The 17,124-nt window shown below is 40.6% G+C and carries 18 protein-coding genes; 4 read left to right on the forward strand and 14 right to left on the reverse strand.

Annotation, left to right across the window (positions count from 1 at the left end; all coding sequences use genetic code 11):
* Positions 1-24 precede the first annotated feature (24 nt).
* The 5 genes from NYE58_RS26540 to NYE58_RS26560 all read right to left on the reverse strand — a co-directional run bounded on the left by NYE58_RS26540 (position 25) and on the right by NYE58_RS26560 (position 5,232).
* Positions 25-1,047, reverse strand: coding sequence for a hypothetical protein (locus tag NYE58_RS26540; protein ID WP_076134563.1), 1,023 nt, complete (start codon positions 1,045-1,047; stop codon positions 25-27).
* A 76-nt stretch (positions 1,048-1,123) separates the two neighbouring features.
* Complete coding sequence (locus NYE58_RS26545) at positions 1,124-2,014, reverse strand: hypothetical protein (RefSeq protein ID WP_076134564.1); 891 nt, start codon at positions 2,012-2,014, stop codon at positions 1,124-1,126.
* 467 nt (positions 2,015-2,481) lie between these two features.
* Positions 2,482-3,024 (reverse strand): DinB family protein, encoded by a 543-nt coding sequence (locus tag NYE58_RS26550; protein ID WP_341004301.1) that lies wholly within the window; start codon positions 3,022-3,024, stop codon positions 2,482-2,484.
* Positions 3,025-3,091: 67 nt separating this feature from the next.
* A complete protein-coding gene (locus tag NYE58_RS26555) occupies positions 3,092-4,039 on the reverse strand; it encodes a helix-turn-helix transcriptional regulator (protein ID WP_341003432.1) in 948 nt (315 codons plus the stop codon).
* Positions 4,036-5,232, reverse strand: a complete 1,197-nt coding sequence (locus tag NYE58_RS26560) for a macrolide family glycosyltransferase (protein WP_341003433.1) — start codon at positions 5,230-5,232, stop codon at positions 4,036-4,038. Before NYE58_RS26560 ends, NYE58_RS26555 begins: the two co-directional genes overlap by 4 nt.
* Positions 5,233-5,379: 147 nt before the next feature.
* On the opposite strand from NYE58_RS26560, the gene NYE58_RS26565 reads away from it, so the two are divergent.
* The 3 genes from NYE58_RS26565 to NYE58_RS26575 all read left to right on the forward strand — a co-directional run bounded on the left by NYE58_RS26565 (position 5,380) and on the right by NYE58_RS26575 (position 8,581).
* Positions 5,380-6,570 (forward strand): coenzyme F420-0:L-glutamate ligase, encoded by a 1,191-nt coding sequence (locus NYE58_RS26565; RefSeq protein WP_076130227.1) that lies wholly within the window; start codon positions 5,380-5,382, stop codon positions 6,568-6,570.
* 91 nt (positions 6,571-6,661) lie between these two features.
* Positions 6,662-7,561 carry a LysR family transcriptional regulator gene (locus tag NYE58_RS26570; protein WP_076217958.1) on the forward strand — a complete coding sequence of 300 codons (900 nt, stop codon included), beginning with the start codon at positions 6,662-6,664 and terminating at the stop codon, positions 7,559-7,561.
* 78 nt (positions 7,562-7,639) lie between these two features.
* Complete coding sequence (locus NYE58_RS26575; RefSeq protein WP_076279201.1) at positions 7,640-8,581, forward strand: NAD(P)H-binding protein; 942 nt, start codon at positions 7,640-7,642, stop codon at positions 8,579-8,581.
* A 445-nt stretch (positions 8,582-9,026) separates the two neighbouring features.
* On the opposite strand, the gene NYE58_RS26580 is transcribed toward NYE58_RS26575, so the two are convergent.
* The 5 genes from NYE58_RS26580 to NYE58_RS26600 all read right to left on the reverse strand — a co-directional run bounded on the left by NYE58_RS26580 (position 9,027) and on the right by NYE58_RS26600 (position 12,614).
* Positions 9,027-10,166 (reverse strand): 5-methyltetrahydropteroyltriglutamate--homocysteine S-methyltransferase, encoded by a 1,140-nt coding sequence (locus NYE58_RS26580; RefSeq protein ID WP_341003434.1) that lies wholly within the window; start codon positions 10,164-10,166, stop codon positions 9,027-9,029.
* A gap of 172 nt (positions 10,167-10,338) precedes the next feature.
* Positions 10,339-11,103, reverse strand: a complete 765-nt coding sequence (locus NYE58_RS26585; RefSeq protein WP_179087441.1) for a GNAT family N-acetyltransferase — start codon at positions 11,101-11,103, stop codon at positions 10,339-10,341.
* A gap of 244 nt (positions 11,104-11,347) precedes the next feature.
* Entirely contained in the window at positions 11,348-11,539 is a 192-nt protein-coding gene (locus NYE58_RS26590) for a hypothetical protein (RefSeq protein ID WP_076104342.1), read from the reverse strand.
* 77 nt (positions 11,540-11,616) lie between these two features.
* The gene (locus tag NYE58_RS26595; RefSeq protein ID WP_076217962.1) at positions 11,617-11,967 is read right to left on the reverse strand and encodes an MmcQ/YjbR family DNA-binding protein; all 351 of its coding nucleotides are present in this window, start codon (positions 11,965-11,967) and stop codon (positions 11,617-11,619) included.
* 23 nt (positions 11,968-11,990) lie between these two features.
* Complete coding sequence (locus NYE58_RS26600; protein WP_341003435.1) at positions 11,991-12,614, reverse strand: hypothetical protein; 624 nt, start codon at positions 12,612-12,614, stop codon at positions 11,991-11,993.
* A gap of 97 nt (positions 12,615-12,711) precedes the next feature.
* Here NYE58_RS26600 and NYE58_RS26605 point away from each other — a divergent pair, with 97 nt between their 5' ends.
* Positions 12,712-12,909, forward strand: a complete 198-nt coding sequence (locus NYE58_RS26605) for a hypothetical protein (RefSeq protein WP_076130220.1) — start codon at positions 12,712-12,714, stop codon at positions 12,907-12,909.
* A gap of 138 nt (positions 12,910-13,047) precedes the next feature.
* Here NYE58_RS26605 and NYE58_RS26610 read toward each other — a convergent pair whose 3' ends face one another.
* From NYE58_RS26610 to NYE58_RS26625, 4 genes are all read right to left on the reverse strand, one after another.
* Positions 13,048-13,623: a dihydrofolate reductase family protein gene (locus NYE58_RS26610; RefSeq protein ID WP_076217964.1), complete on the reverse strand. Its 576-nt coding sequence runs from the start codon at positions 13,621-13,623 to the stop codon at positions 13,048-13,050.
* Positions 13,624-13,822: 199 nt separating this feature from the next.
* Entirely contained in the window at positions 13,823-15,295 is a 1,473-nt protein-coding gene (locus NYE58_RS26615; protein ID WP_076184221.1) for an amidase family protein, read from the reverse strand.
* 28 nt (positions 15,296-15,323) lie between these two features.
* A complete protein-coding gene (locus NYE58_RS26620) occupies positions 15,324-15,782 on the reverse strand; it encodes a GNAT family N-acetyltransferase (RefSeq protein ID WP_341003436.1) in 459 nt (152 codons plus the stop codon).
* Between the two features lie 154 nt (positions 15,783-15,936).
* The gene (locus NYE58_RS26625; protein ID WP_076217966.1) at positions 15,937-17,046 is read right to left on the reverse strand and encodes a hypothetical protein; all 1,110 of its coding nucleotides are present in this window, start codon (positions 17,044-17,046) and stop codon (positions 15,937-15,939) included.
* Positions 17,047-17,124: the final 78 nt, after the last annotated feature.

A 17,124-nucleotide genomic window follows, 5' to 3' on the forward strand; every position in this document is an offset into this window, starting at 1 on the left:
TTTTATGGGACGCGGTTCCTGATTTTATGATCCTTTCACAACCTGAATGTTATTGATGAACCCTTCTTTAGGTGCAAATATGGAATTAAACGTCTTAGTCTGTACATCATACTCGAATAACCCTCGTTCGTTTTTAACGATGGCTATTGTATAAATTTTACTAGCGTCTTTTGAGTAATTGGCCTCTCCTCTTTGCAATCTTGTAGTTTCCCACTTACTCAAACTGGATGTTTTCAAGACTGTATCATAATCCATAACCGTTGAGGGTACTTGTCCCTTATTATATTCTTTGTCACAAAAAGCAATCACATGGCCCTCTTTTTTCATTAGCATACGAATCCAATAATTTTTACTGAAAAGTTTTGTATTCTCTTTCAAATCGTAGTCTGTTTCGTACACAGTATAGGTTGGCATTTTAAAATTGTTCTGTCCCGCAGGACCATCTTGATGAGTTACACTATATTTTCTTTGTTTCAAAGAATAAGCTGAAGCATAGATTTTTTGGTTGTCGTGATCTAATGTAATAGCCTCTACGAGCATGTCATCATTACCCCAGAGTTTCATCTTGTGCGTATCGAGATCAATAGCTCCTAATCGTATAGCTTGCTCTCCTTTAACATTAGCCACAAAAAACAGTTGATTTCCTGAAGGAATAATATAGTTAACAGCAAATAGATTATTCGTTATTTGAGTACTTTTTTCATTCGCCAAATCTCTAACAAAGATCTGATCTCCATAATCTTTGTCTGTACCTACTCTTTGAGTATAGTACACTAATTGATTAGGCTTATCATAAAAGCCCAGCGGATATTGAGCTGTATAATCGAATTGAAAGACGTTTTCCATCTCTTTAGTAGCTGTATCATAACTTAGTATTTGAGTCTTTATCGCTCCGTTTTCATCCGCAGTAGCATACTCTGAATAAGTCATCGTAATGTAATCCGCTGTTGGTGTGCTTATTGTTTCCAGACTAGCTTCCTTAGATGAGCATGAGCTCAGTAATGCTACTACCAGTAACAAACATGTCAAGTTCATTATTCTTTTCATGACACTCACTCCTTAAAATCCATCTCTATAATCGATTATGCCTATGGCTTTAAGCCACAGGCATAATCGATACATCTTAAAACTGATAGTAGTATCTACCTGAAAAAGATAAGGTATCACTGTAAGTATAACCGAATTGTTGACTACTCCAGCCCCAAAAATAATTATCTAAAACTGCATCATATAGAGTACCAATGTCGTTTTTATATACAGTTTTAACAATTTCAGTGTCTAATGCTCTAGCGGTGATTGGAGTTCCATGGATTGCATTATCAATTTGTCGCTTGGTTGCGACGTCACCTGCTTCTAATGTCTTACCACTTGATCCTTTTGTGCCAGATCCACCTACACCAGCCCGAAAAACAGTAAATCTACCCTCACCAGTTACAGCACCTCCCGAGATAACTACTTTTTGACCTGATCCGTATGTGTAAGTACCTGCAGCTAAACGTCCTGGATAAGGGACTGTTGTACTTGGAACATCAGCTGCTACTACTTGCTTAGGGGCAATACTTTCATCAACATAGACACGATTTATATGTCCATCAGAACCATACATAACTACCGTGCCTGGAGATGGTTCTGGAAGGCCAAATCCAAGATCTGTCACTGGTAAATCTTTAACAGATTCTGCTACAGCTTTAAAATAATCATCCTCAGCAGCTCTTCCTTTAATATCTGGTACTTCTAATGCACGCATTATGCCTTGTTTGTCCCCAGCATGATTCGCTGAACTTGTATCATATGTTATGGTTGGTTCTTGCTCTGCATCATAAGTTAGAATTGCGCCTGGTTCTAAAGTTGTTGGTATCTTATTCTTCACCGCTTCCAAATCAATTTGTGCTTTTACTAGAGCAATACTATTAAGTTGAGAATCGCTGGAAGCATTTACCATTAAAGAACTGGACAAAAATAAGGCAGTAGATAAGCTTACAGTTACCAATTTCATACTTTTTTTTAATTTCATCTTAACTTGGCTCCTTGGTATAAGTAATATATTGAAGATTTTAAATATTGCAGCTTATTTCTACGTTTCTAAAAAAAAACCTAACGTGTAAAACACTAACCTCCTTTCAACAATCAATTATGTAATTATATACTAAAATTTGCTAATATTATGTTACAATCCAACTTCGAATTCATTACAATTTTCTAACTTTATGAAAAAATCCCATTATATATATTTAAAATTTGTAAAACATTAATCAAAAGGGGCTCCTCTAAAATTTCCTTCTATGAAATTTTCACGGCGTGGACAATTTCATGCTGACAGTACTCATGGAAAACTCAAAGAACAGCATGAGCAACTTTTTAAGCCAGAAACAGTAATAGAGTAGTGAATCATCGAAGGTACTTCTAATCCATCTATCAGATCCCTTTTAATACCAAAAAAGAGGCCTTTGCCGTAGATTAGCAAAGGCCTCTTTTTTGGTATTACATCACTTTCAGAAACAACTCTTTGTTTAACCGCTCCAGCTGCAGAAGATGATGACGATAGTGCATTTCAATAAGTAGGAACCATTCCTCCGCGCATAATCCACCGAATCGCGGGTGAGATACGGTATTTTGTTTGGACGCTTTTTCAAGAGAGGGTTCGATCTCTCTCATTCTTTGAATGACTGTACGTAACCCTTGAATTAATTGTTCTTTGCTCTCCGGCTGCTCCGGCGTATATTGGGCGGAAGGCGGAACCTGAATACGAATGGGCGGAAAGCTTCCTTGCGCAAATATAGCCGCACCATCCTCAGTTTTCCCCACATGAGCTACTAAGGGATCTTGGTCGAGCACAAGGCATTGATCAATATTACGAAGCTGCATATACAGCGCCGAGTGAATGAGATGCTGAAACATCTGTCCGATGGACCACTCGTTTTCACTCGGCTTTTGCTTCAACTGCTCCAGATTGAATCGCTCCAATTCTTGAATATAGTATGTCGCAGTTTCTTCAAATCGTTGTAAGAATTCTTTTGTTGTAATCATCATATATCAGCTCCTGTAGTCATTGATGGTCCAAGTATACAAAAACGCTACTGACAGCGTTATGTCAGTAGCGTTTTAACATTATTTCTATTTCATTTCTAACCTGATCACGGAAAGATACGGGCTCCAGCACAACCATACCGCCTCCCCAGCCAAGCACCCATTGCAGCAATTCCCCTGGCTCGCGAACGCGAAAAGTAACAAGTAACCCCTCCGCATGCTCCTCAATAGTTTCCATATAGAAATTATTTGATTCCCTTACCTTATCGGCTATGTCAGCTTGGACTAAGATAAGCACATGAACGTTGCGATCATCAGGAGGTTGGTATACCTCCAGATGAAAATCTGCTGGCAGTATAAATTCATCTTCCAGATTAATAAGCTCCCTCATTCGGGATAACCGGAAATGACGGATGTCTTGACGCAATTCACACCAGGCGATGAGTACCCATGACCCGTGATGAAGCACAAGTCCATAAGGAGCGACCGTACGAATACTTTGACGGTTCCCATCGGCTTCGGCGATTCTTTTGGAATAACGAAATCTTATTTTCCTTCCCTCCAATATCGCTCCACGAATGGCTTCCAAACATGCCTTCTCTTGTATGGGTGCTATATCTTCTGCGGATGCAAATAAACGAAAACTTTTGCGAATCTGTGATGCTTCACTGCGGATAGCTTCCGGCAGGATGGCTTCTATCTTTGCTTTAGAACTTCTAGCCTTATTACCATAGTGTGCATCAAACCGCTGCTCGATAAAATCAGTTCCGATAAGCAATGTCACTGCTTCGTCCAGCGTGAAACTAACGGGTGGCAAGAAATACCCCTCGATTAAGGAGTAACCCTGCCCTGGCGCTCCTATAATGGATACGCCCGCTTCACTCAGTGCCTGAATATCCCGATAGATCGTTCTTACGCTCGTTTCAAACGTAGCAGCCAAATCCTCCGCCCGTAACATTTTGTTACGCTGCAGTTCAAGCACTATAGCTAACAACCGGTCCATTTTGTTCATACGACTCCCCCTCCCCGAACAATCTCATCAACAGCTCGTCGATACCCACCCGAGTTCCGAAATGATTCACTGATATTGGAGACAGCTTTTTTATAAGATAAATCGCTTAATACATGATCTACGGCTTCTCGTAGGTGATTTGCAGTTAAACTTTGCATTTGTAACTTAATGCCTGCTCCGACATGGACGACTTGCTCCGCAATTATTGGCTGATCCGCACTTTGTGGAATTACAATTAGCGGAACCCCGTAATAAAGCCCTTCATTGATACTGTTCATTCCACCATGTGTAATAAATAACTTTGTGTATTGCAGGATATCCGTTTGTGGAACATAATTTTTCACGAAAAAGTTTTGCGGAATTTCCCCTAAATCCGTGATTTGGACTTTATCTCCAATTGACATCACAATAGTGTGCTCCGTGTTCCCCAATGCTTCAATACAAAGTTTATAGAATTCAATGGCTTGGTTAAAAACTGTGCCGAGTGAAATGTAAATTGGACTTTTCCCCTTAATTGCCATGAGGTCGAAGTTTTCTGGAGCTAATCGTGAAGAGATGGAGGGTCCTACAAAGATATAAGACGGGTCGAAAGCTTCTCCCTCAGGTTGAAACTCCCTAGTTGTATAAACGATAGTAAGTGGGGCAGGATTACAAAACACTTCATAAGGGGATTCGATGTCCACATCATATTTGCCCTTCACCATTTGCGTCAAGCTTTGGAATTTATCCTTTATAGGATTAGTTACTTCTGCAGGAACTGTAGTATAAAATTGTTCTAACATTTCATCGAATGCTGCTTTTGTCTGCGCAAAAGAAGTACAGGAGCTAATGGCCGGAAGCCTAAGAATTTGAGCTAACAAACGTCCACAACCAAACATAGAATCATGGATGATGTAATCAAAATGCTCCCCTTTGATCTGTTCAAGAACGCTTGGAATAACTATATCTGTCGTAAGTAATAGACCGTTGATTCTTTCGAGTACATAATTTCTTCCACCTGAGATAAAAGCTTGTATAAATTTCTGATCGTCAAATGTTCGTACTGTAGCCCCCGTCATCTCCATACGTTCTCTATAAGCTTCTATACAAAAGTACACTACCTCTTCACCACGAGAAATAAGCTCTTCCACAACGCCAATCGTGGGATTAATATGTCCCTCTGATCCACCATTAATAAATAACACACGCGCCAATTGTAATCCTCCTTAACTATAAATCATTTTTATATTAGATATTATAAACATTAATTTTACTTATATCGCTCTAAAAGGGTATAGTAATATAGGCTTTAAAACCATTTTAATAATATAGAGTATACCCTTATTAGAGGAGAGATCATATTGGAAAGAGTAGTTGGAACAGTTGTACGTGGACTTCGCGGACCTATCATTAACAATGGGGATAACATTGAAGAAATCGTAGTTCAGACGGTATTGAATGCAGCAACAGTCGAGGGTTTTTCGATCGAAGATCGTGACATTGTGACCGTAACTGAATCCATTGTTGCTCGGGCACAAGGAAACTATGCAACGATTGACAATATTGCTGCTGATATAAAGGGGAAATTCGGCGAAGAAACTGTAGGGGTCATTTTTCCAATCCTTAGCCGTAACCGGTTTGCTAACTGCTTACGCGGTATTGCCAAAGGGGCACAAAAAGTAGTCCTAATGTTAAGCTATCCAGCTGATGAAGTAGGCAACCACCTTGTAGACATCGACGAACTAGATGCTAAAGGTATCAATCCATGGACGGATGTATTAACAGAAGCTCAGTTCCGTGAGTTTTTCGGCTATATTAAGCACCCATTCACAGGGGTTGACTATATTGAATATTATAAAGGTTTAATTGAAGCTGAAGGTGTGGCTTGTGAAGTCATCTTCTCCAACAACCCAAAAACCATTTTAAACTATACAAAAAATGTATTAACTTGCGATATTCACACTCGCTTCAGAACCAAACGCATTCTCACAAACAACGGTGCTGAAAAAGTATTTGGTTTGGATGATATTCTTACACAATCAATCGATGGCAGCGGCTTTAACGAAGCTTATGGTCTGCTAGGATCAAACAAAGCTACAGAAGAAAGTGTAAAGCTATTTCCAAACAACTGCCAGCCTATCGTGGATGGTATCCAAGCAAAAATCAAAGAAATTACAGGTAAAACTGTAGAAGTTATGGTTTATGGCGATGGAGCATTCAAAGATCCAGTCGGAAAAATCTGGGAGCTCGCAGATCCAGTTGTCTCCCCTGCTTACACTGCCGGACTTGATGGAACACCAAATGAAGTAAAATTGAAATACTTGGCCGATAACAACTTCTCTCATCTTCGTGGTGAAGAGTTAAAACAAGCCATTTCTAAATACATCCAGAATAAAAATGATGATCTAGTTGGTGCGATGGAAGCCCAAGGGACTACACCTCGTAGATTAACTGACCTGATTGGATCATTATCTGATTTGACTTCTGGTAGTGGCGATAAAGGAACACCAATGATTTATATCCAAGGTTATTTCGATAACTATACAAAATAAGAGTAGTACAACAAAGGGAGTCTCTAAACGAGGCTCTCTTTTTTACTTTCTGGGTTATAATAAAAGCAAACAGCGGCAGGCGGAGGATACTATGAACATAAGAAGGATTAAATATTTTATCGATCTCGTGGAATGCAGAAATTTTACGGAAACAGCTAAAAAGAACTATGTTTCGCAGACCACCATTAGTCAACAAATCGCCGCGCTTGAAGAGGAATTCAACATTCAATTGATTGACAGAAAGCAGATCCCTATTGAGCCAACCAAAGCCGGATGGCTTTTCTATGGCGAAGCCCTCATCCTCTGGAAGCAATATAATCATATGAAGCTGAGCATGGAAAACTTTCAAAAGTATAATACGCAATCCCTGAGTATCGAATATGCGGCGATGACGGATATCCAAAGTTTGTTGAAATTGATTCCCTCGTTTCAGGATCATCATCCGAATATTAAGCTGGAACTGAATAAAGTATTGCTAAAAGATATTGCAGAATACTTGCTAAAAGGGATTTACGACGTGGCTATTGCCTTTGATTCCGAGTTTCAGGGAAAAGAGGACATTGTAACCTATCCCTTATATAAGGGACGTTATTGTGCAGCTGTGAGTCATCACCATCCTCTCTTTCATCATAAATCGATCGCCAAAGAGGAGTTATATGAACATCCGCTAGTCATGCTGAATCCAACAGCTATTGGAAACTCTTATCATCTAATGATCCAGCATGCAATTGAAGACGGCTATCAGCCGAACATTCTTCGAACCGCAGACGATGTGGAGACAGAATTGTTTTATATCATCACAGAGAATTTGATTGGCTTTTTCCCGGATAACTATCAGCTCGCTTATCTTCAAGATGAAGTCCGGCTAATTCCTTTAGATGATTCACACCATACCTTTGCAATCGAAGCAGGTTATCTCAAAAATAATACAAACCCGGCCTTGCCCTCCTTCCTGCAACAAATCCAAATTGGATTTAGCAATCGACCATAAGTTTTATGTGTTAGACTATGTTCTTTTTTTCACATACTATAAGGGTATAAATCATATCCACAAGGAGTGACAACGATCATGGGTAAATTATTGTTGACTGGTGTCGATGGAAATCTAGGGAAGCAAGCTGCGGAATACTTGTTGGAGCTGGTAGATAAAGACCAAATCATTTTTTGCGCTTACGATCCGGCATGTTTGAAAGAATATGCGGAACAAGGGATTGAAACACATGTGACCAACTTTAATAACAAGGAAGGCCTTGCCGAAGCTTTTGCTCATGCCGATAAACTCGCTCTAATCTCCATGCCTTTTGTTGGAGAGAAACGTCAAAATGCACAAAAAAATGTGGTCGATGCTGCCAAAGAAGCTGGAGTCAAACAGATCATTTATACTTCTTTGGTCAACGCAGCCGATGAAAGCAATCCAAGCGTAGAAAAAATTGACCATGTGTATACCGAACGTTATATTCAAAGCGTTGGGCTAGATTATATCTTCCTTCGGAATTCCCAATATGCGGAAGCCATGATAACCAATTACTTTACGTATGTGAAGGGTGACGGGGTATTAACAAACAATCAAGGTGACGGTAAAATGGCTTATATCTCGCGGAAGGATTGCGCAAAAGCCGTTGCGTATGCCCTAGCCTCCAATAACTATCAGGAAGCGATTCTAAATATCAACGGGCTTGAATTGATGACAATTACCGACTTCATTAAGATTGGTAATGAAGTAACGGGCAATCATATCACCTACAAAGAAAATACGGATGAAGAAAATTATGCCGTATTCGAAGCAATGGGCGTCCCTAGAACCACCGATGGTGCATTTAAAGAAGGCTCCGAAGCCCCCTTTTCTTCAGAAGGTATGGTAACTTTTGGACAAGCTATTCGTGAAGGAAAAATGGATGTTTATACGGAGGACTTCAAACAACTTACTGGTCAAGACCCTCTGACCGTGAAATATATGTTTGAACATGCCGATGAATTCCAGGTTGGCGAAAGACACTCTAAAGACAATTAAAAGCTGCCACTCTTACTTCTTAGGCTAAATCACCCCCGTTTATTAAACGGGGGTGATTTCTTTTATACTGAGCGTGGCACAAAAACTCCGTAAAGCTCAATCATATGCTCGCCCTGGAGATAATTAGGGAAAACCTCCCTAATATTCTGAGGATTCTGGTCATCAGACTAATAATCAGGGAATTCTTCCCTGAAATTTAAGTGATTTGGCTGTAAATCTTGATATTGCTCTGTTTTTAGGGAGTTATTCCTTAATTTCATTCATTTAGAGCAATTATCGGCTTTTATTAGGGAGGTTTTCCCTAATCCTCCGTCACGGTATAGATAGAACTAGCCAAGTATATCGGTAAAATCGCTGTAGAACAAAATACACCTTTAACTGTACGGATAAACATCCGAATGGCTAAAGGTGCATTATCTTTATCTCTGTCTATTTTTAATTAAAGTTAGTTCCAGATCTCTTCAGCAATTTCTTTAATATAAGCAAGCTTACGCCATTGCTGCTCTTCAGTCAGGTGGTTGCCTTCTTCCGTGGAAGCAAAGCCACATTGCGGGCTAAGGCAAATCCGGTTTAGATCAACGTATTGCTTCGCTTCCTCAATACGCTTCAGAATATCCTCCTTGCTTTCAAGCTCACCAAATTTGGATGAGAACAGACCTAACACAACCTGCTGATTGTCTTTCAAAAAGCGCAATGGTTTGAAATCGCCTGCACGTTCGGTATCAAACTCCAGATAATAACCCGAGTAGTTATTGATATTAAGAAGCGTTTGCGCGATAGGCTCGTAGCCTCCACCTACTCCAGCATAAGTCGAAACATAATTGCCCCGGCATACATGGGTCGTTACAACAAGATCTTCCGGCAGACCGGTTACAACTTCCTCATTCAATTTTGCAAGTTCGCTTGCATATTCAGCTACGTTCACGCCAATCTGATTCATAAACGCTATAAACTGTTCGTCGCAAAGCGCTCCCCACGTACAATCGTCGATTTGAATACAGCGGCAGCCCGCTGCATAGAAGGCAAGAATCGATGCTTTGTATGCTTTGGCAATATCCGAGATAAGCTCTTCACGATTCGGGTATAATTCATTTGTGCTTTCTTTGTTTTCCGCCCGATCTAGCTCGAACAGGAATTGTGCAGCCGCAGGAATCGATTGACGCGCAACAACGTCCTCACCAGCAGCATCTTTTAAAAATTCATAATGCGAAACAAAAGGATGGCTGCTGTAGCTTATTTTCCCGGTCAGTCGGGCTGTTTCTGGTCTGGACTCTGCACCGTTAAATTGGTAACCTTGATCAATAATTGTCCGTTCTACACCGTCAAGTCCCCAGAAGAAGTCGAGGTGCCACCAAGAGCGGCGGAATTCACCATCAGTTACCGCTTGAAGCCCCACCTCTTTTTGTTTCTGCACGAGCTTAACGATTTCGTCGTTCTCTACTTCCTTCAACTGCTCGGCAGTAATTTCACCATTCTTGAATTTTAATCTAGCCTCTTTCAACGCTTGGGGGCGCAGGAAGCTGCCCACGATATCATATCGAAATGGAGTAACGGTTCGTTTTTGGGGTTTGGTCTGAATGCTCATATATTAATCTCCTCGTAAACAAATTATTAGAATTAATATAGCATAACCGACTGACTATACCGATCTACCAATGCGCTATGACAGGTTATAAGTATTAACTATAGCTAGATTCAGTGTGATAATTAGAAGGGCATGATAAAAAAAGAAGAGGCGCATGAGTAGCGCCGCTTCCTTAACAAATCATATCGACGGAAATTACATAGTAATTAAACTCCGCAGTCACCTCGAACCCAACCGACTGATAGAGGGATAATGCATTTCTATTTTGAGTGACCACGCTAAGACGAATCTGGGAATTCTTCTGATCTCGCAAGATTTTAACTACCTCTGAAAGAATTTCACGACCGTATCCTCTGCCTTGACACGAAGGAAGCACACAAAAATCATGTATAACCGCAGTATTTGTATCTAAATCATTGACTCTGATCATCCCAACCGGAATCATGTTGTCCACAGCAATGTAAGTAATCCGTGCCGGTTCTCTGGTACGAGTTAAATAATTCCTAGTCCAGGACTCTGAATCACCAAAGGCTTGTGATGAACATTTAACCATGAACTCTAAATCCTGATCTTCTTCCAATCGCACAACTAAACCGGAGTGGCTTGATCCAGCGATTTGTGCCCGATTAAAAACCATGAGGAATTCAGACGGTGCAGCACTTGCCCCTAAATGCCGGATATAATCCATCCCTGATTCAGAATTAGAAGGTATCCTAAAACGGCAAGTTTGTATGCCTTGCATTTGCATATCTGCTGCGGCACTTTTCAGTAAGTCGTGGAATACCCCTTGGCGACGAAAGTCCGGGTGAACCATTCCGTTAATATTAGCTTCGATGACATCCGAAGTATACCAACTGAGAAATCCAACTAATTGGTTATCGATCTGGCACAAGAATGCCTCATCTCCGTCTATCTCCTTAAGGCTTTCTACACCCACCCTCAAACTTGACCTGTCGGACGTCTTGCAAAGGTGTTCTAATATTCGGATTTGGTCAATGTAATGCTTTGAAAAGTCTTTCATTGTACTAATGTTATATTCTTGCATCTAGTACCCTCATTCAGAAGGAAATACGCAGTTTATGGACGAGTAGGCGTTATCCTTCTAAATTCTGTCCACCTAATGATAGTTACCAATGGAACCGCCTCCTAAAAGTCAATATCTTCACTCTAATCTAGGGTAATCATAAAACAAACCTTATAACTAAAAAAATGACGGCAATTATAGCCACAACGATCAACAGATTGGTTACCTCGCTCCAAAATCCAGGAACGCCTTCAGTATGATATTTTTGCGCATTTACATCATGGTTTGCTTTATGGCCTGCAGGGTCCGACAAATTGGGATTAGGTCCTGAATTAAAAAAGTCAGACATAAATACAACTCCTTCCCATGATTATAAACCATATTATACCAGTCCATTACCATTTAAACGACAAATTAATGCCATATTCAGTAGATCGTTTGTCGGAGGCTCTTGGGAAGATTTTGGACAACCCTATCGTAAGAATGATCAATCATTAAATAGATATCCGACTCTGGTAAGGAGCCATCCAAAACAATCGTATTCCAGTGTTTTTTGTTCATGTGGTATCCTGGCCGAACGCTCTCATGCTGCTCTCGCAAGTTCCCTGCAATCACCGGATCACATTTTAGATTTATGTAAGCAGAATTCCCCTTATTCTCAAAAATAAGCGCGAACATTTTACCGGCAATCTTAATCACCAATGGATCGAATCCGAAAGGATAGTCCTTTGTTGCTCCGTTCTTTTTTAAACAGTATTCAATAATATTATGGGTCAAAATCAGTCCCTCGCCTTCTCAGCCTAACCAATTTGGGAATAAAAATAAGATAAGTGTTCCTTTGATAAGGCTTTATCGATTAGTTCTTTATCATAGCCATTTTTTTGTAATGCAGCGATAATCGCTTGTGTCCTATCTGATCTTTTTCGTCTTAAATTAGATTCCAACTGTATTTCTAACGGAACCGTAGGAATAGTATACGGTCCGATCTCCACGTTTTTGAAATGGCTCCAAATGAATTGTCCACCTTCCCATATCCCCCCACCATCCATAGAATCAGGAATTCCAGCTGAATTGGAAATATGAACAACCTCCACCTTAAATCCATCGATTATCCAACTCCCTTTTGTCCAAGAAAATCCCGAAGAAAAGGTTTGAGTGAATGTAGGTTCTTCTAAAGAAGATAACCAGTTATCCCCATGAGGAAATTCACATTTATCCAAAAGGGAAAATTCTTTAAGAAGTTCTGCAAATTGGTCAAGCCCTTCCTTATTCCTTGTATAAATATCAACGTCTCCTGGGGTCATTTCACAGCCCTGAAGAACCGAACCGACCGAGCCAACCAAGATCCATTCTAAATTCGAATTCATTTTGGATGAAAAATAAAGTTCACATACCTTTGACAAAGCTTTTGTCCAGCTAAACATAACTTCACCCCAAATTAACTAGTAAGTTCAAGTGCACGAAACCTGAATAACCTCAAATACGTTAAAGTATTATACAAATCCACAGGAGGTTTTTAAAATGAGATACAGTGCTGCAGGCGCACCAATAATCTGTCCTTGCTGTCAAAACGATACTTTTGATCTGGATTATAAACTGCTTAACACAAGCGGCGCATCATTTTTAGGCTTTGACTGGGCGAACAAAAACGCTGCCATCCTTATTTGTAAGCGATGCACCCATATTTCATGGTTTATGAAAGAACCAACATCTGATTAGTGTTTGGTAAAAATAAAGTATTAGACTGGATCCATTAAAAGAAGCAGCGGCGGACCAAGACTTGATAAATAAAGTCTTAGACTGCCGCTGTTGTCGTTCCAATAACGTTCCCGTGAGCAATCACCTTAAGTGACAAGGTTATCTTACCGTCTGGTAAACGAGACCTATGGCTCCAGAATCAAAGGTCTTGTTTTCGATTAGCTTAAGATTTCTCTTCTCCTTGAGACCTTGGAATAATGGCAATCCCTTACCGATCAGGACGGGAGAAACCGTAATTTTATACTCATCAATTAAATCAAGCTGCATAAGGTGGTGTGCGAATCTAGGACTGCCGAGGATGACCATATCCTTGCCGGGCTGCTGTTTGAGGATATTGATCTCTTTCTCGACAGCTTCTTTCACGAGTCTGGAATTATTCCATTCGACTTTCTCCAGCGTCGTGGAAAAAACAATTTTGGCTGTCTTTTCGATCCACTCGGCGTGATTCCGTTCATGCTGCGAAGCTGATGGGTCCGAAGGGACAGATGGCCAGTAACTGTGCATCATCTGATAAGTCCCGCGTCCCCAAATGACAGTGTCGGCAGTACTCAGAATTTCTTTCGCATGGTTCTCCAAATCCGCATCGTAGGAAACCCAGCCAATGTCCATTTCACCATTCGGCCCTTCTACAAAACCGTCAAGCGATGCGTGAAGAAATAGAACGAGTTTTCTCATTTTCAGTTCTCCTTTGTTCATGAGGGATATCTACATTAGACATTAACTACATTTTAGCAGAATTCAACTTGAGTTGTTTCTTATGGATTGCTAATCTCAAACGCTTTTTTCTTCACTTTGGTATTTTTATCCACATTAACATATTAGCAAACGTACGTTCGTTTGTAAATGCACCTTTTTCTAATTTTCAATTCATCTTTCATTTCTTTAGAGCCGGCATTTTCCTGTGTTTCGTTTGTTGTTCGAATGCAAATGCAATCCGAATGAGTGTCGGTTCACTAAATGCCGTTCCTGCAAATGTGATCCCAAAGGCTCTTCCATTCTCTTGAAAGCCTGCGGGCACTGCTATAGTTGGATAACCTGCTCTAGCACTTAAATCAGCTCCGACATAAGCAGGAAACAGGATTGCATCCAATCCATACTTTTCTAAAGCATGATCGATCCCCATATTTTGCGAATAATATAAGTCAGAGATAGACTCTACTATATATTCCGAATGATTCAACGGTTTATCTAGCTGTGATCGATAGTTCAGCATATCTTGTCCATATTTCAAAGCCTTTTCCGAATTCCGCTCGTTCCATTCCATCAATTCATTTAGGTTATGGACAGGAAGTTGAGCCGGAAGGTTATATAAGTAATTTTCAACGGAATGCTTAAATTCAAGATTCATTTTGTTATATTTCCACTCTCTATGGAACGATGGAATATCTATATCTTCTATTATGTTGGCTCCAGAACCTTTTAATTTAGCCACAGCATCATTAAATAAATGTTCATCATATTCACCCATGTCACAATAATTCTTAGGTAGAGCATTTCTAAAAACGCCTATGGTCGCTTTATTTAATCCGTCTTTATCCAAAAATGCTGTGTAGTCCATAGTAGAATATTCATTTTTCCAAGTAGCAGGATCACTTTCATCTTTTCCCGTAAGCGCATTTAATAAGATCGCAACATCTGTCACATTCCTTGCCATAGGTCCAGCTGTATCCTGAGAATATGACCATGGAATTATGCCTGATCTACTTATTAGACCTACAGTTGGCTTTAAACCAACTATTGCGTTTTGCACAGCTGGACTTAAAATAGAGCCAGACGTCTCTGTCCCCACGGCTACTGTTGAAAAGTTGGCTGCAACGGAAGCGGCAGAACCCGTACTGGAACCTCCCGGAAAATGATCACCGTATGGATTTTTGGTTTGTCCTCCTATTGAGCTATACCCAGCCCACATGGATGATGACATCCCATTTGCCCATTCCGTCATATTTGTTTTTGCAAGTATAATGGCCCCAGCATCCCTTAGTTTTTGGACAAGAAAAGCATCGTTCGAGCTAACATGGTTTTCCAAAGCTAATGCGCCCGCAGTTGTATGCATTTTATCATTCGTTTCAATATTTCCTTTCAATAATACAGGCACACCATGTAGAAGACTTCGTGCTCCGCTTAATTTCCTTTCCTGATCTAATGCCTCGGCAATATAAATCGCATCTGGATTCATTTCCATAATAGAGTTTATCATGGGACCACTCTGGTCAAACGTTGCTATCCGATACATGTAATACATAACAAGTTCCCTAGAACTAACATCCCCTCTATCCATTGCATCCTGCAGTTCGAGTATCGTTATTTCTTCACTCTTTATTTTTGCTAATTCGAAGATATGTTCCATGATAACTCCTGCTTTCCATTTGGGTCATTTATGTAATAGTGTCATGTTCATATATTTTGGTGGGCCGTCCCCACTCGAAGTTATCCAGACCTATTTCCTTAAATCCATATTTCTCATAATAAAGAATATGATCCGTCGCCAAGTAGACTTTTGCATAACCTAGTTGCCCAGCTATTTTTCTGGCATGCTCCAACAAAACGGCTCCCAGTGCTTTGCCCCTCTCACTTTCGTCAATAAACAATGGCGCAATCCAAGGTGATAAATCTTTTCGAGTTATAAATTCCTGCTCAATTAATTGATAAAACCCGATGATTACATCATGTTTCAACAGCAAAAATGTAAAAGGGAATTCCTCATCTTTTGAGATTAAACTTTCTTGTATATTGGGGAGCACAACTTGTTGTACTTTTGGCCATCGTTCTTTGACATACTCAATAAGCTCATTTTGGCGAAGAGGGCATTCTTGTAAGGATTTAATATCTAGCATCTAACCATCCCTTCTTGTAAAAAGAAATTCCTATACCCATGCCTGCCCTCACAATAGTTATCCACCAGCTCTCAAAATGCAGAGCAGCAAGCCCCGAGTGGGGCTTGCTGTAGGTTGTAAATACTAAAGAAGTTTATAACGCTGGTTCACTTCATTACTTGGAAACCGGTGTATAGATCAGGCAACGCAGAGTCTTCTCCGGATAGCGCAGCTCTACCGTGTAGGAGCTACCGTCTTTCAGTTTGACCAAGACCGCTACTACTCCGCTTTTGTCATATGCACTGTCTTTAATGATAGAGGAGCTGGTTATCGCACGGATCTCGCCCTGCTTGTCCACCACAATGGATTTAGCGGCTTGAAGCCAGCTGGAATCCTGGCTAATCTGTTTATTCATAGCTGCTGTAATCGGAGTTCTCTTATAGGACAGGTCCACTATCGTGGTATCAAGTACGGTTCCGCTCTTTGCATCAACGAACGTATTATACATGAAATAAGACTTATCCTGAGCCCGCAGTGTCTCTGCACGGTAAGGTAGAAAATTAACGAACCATTGCCCTTTCGAATCAGGAAAAGGTTTATAATATGAGGTCTGAGCCTGCAACTTTGAGAGATCGACACCGAATAGACGGCTTACGCTCTCTTCTGCTCTGCGTAGGGCTTCATCCTGACTGATGTCCTTCTTATCTGGCTGTGCCACGACAAGATTGAGGCTTACCACATAATTAAAGCGATAATTCCAGTCGATTAATTGCAGCATTTCTTCATCGGTCAGTTCGCGCTTAGGAATTACATAGGTAAATTTGCTTTGATCCAGATAAAATTCGGAACTCCCTGATTTCAAAGGTAACTTCTGCTTGGGCCGTAAGCCATCGTACTTGTATTGATCATCCAATAACATCCGCCGCTTATTCTCCTGGTCCGTAAATTGCCGCGTAAGCTGTTCATCCTTGCCAGTGAGCCTGGCCTTCTCTGCATACTCATTAATCTGCTTAATTTCTTCAGCAGTGACTGTGCGCTCAAAATACGACTTGATCGTCGAGACCGGTGTTTTGGTTGCAACCTTAAGTACCGGGATCTGGCTACTCGCCAGTTGAACAGCTGGCTTCTGGTTGAGTTCTTGCGTGTAGGAAACGTTCGCTTGAGACACATTCTGGTTCACTGTAGTATAAGCGACGATTGTGGGCACTGCCAAAGCAGTGAGGGCTAGCAGACCACTGGATATCGCGATCACCCCGAGGGCTGATTTCACATCTTTACTCTTCATTTCTCATAACCTCCATAGTGTAAGTGGGCTTGACTTACATGTACTTTAAGATACGAATGTTATAAAGTACGAAGCCCC

The sequence above is a fragment of the Paenibacillus sp. FSL L8-0708 genome (genome assembly GCF_038009325.1).
Classification (GTDB): Bacteria; Bacillota; Bacilli; order Paenibacillales; family Paenibacillaceae; genus Paenibacillus_AQ; species Paenibacillus_AQ odorifer.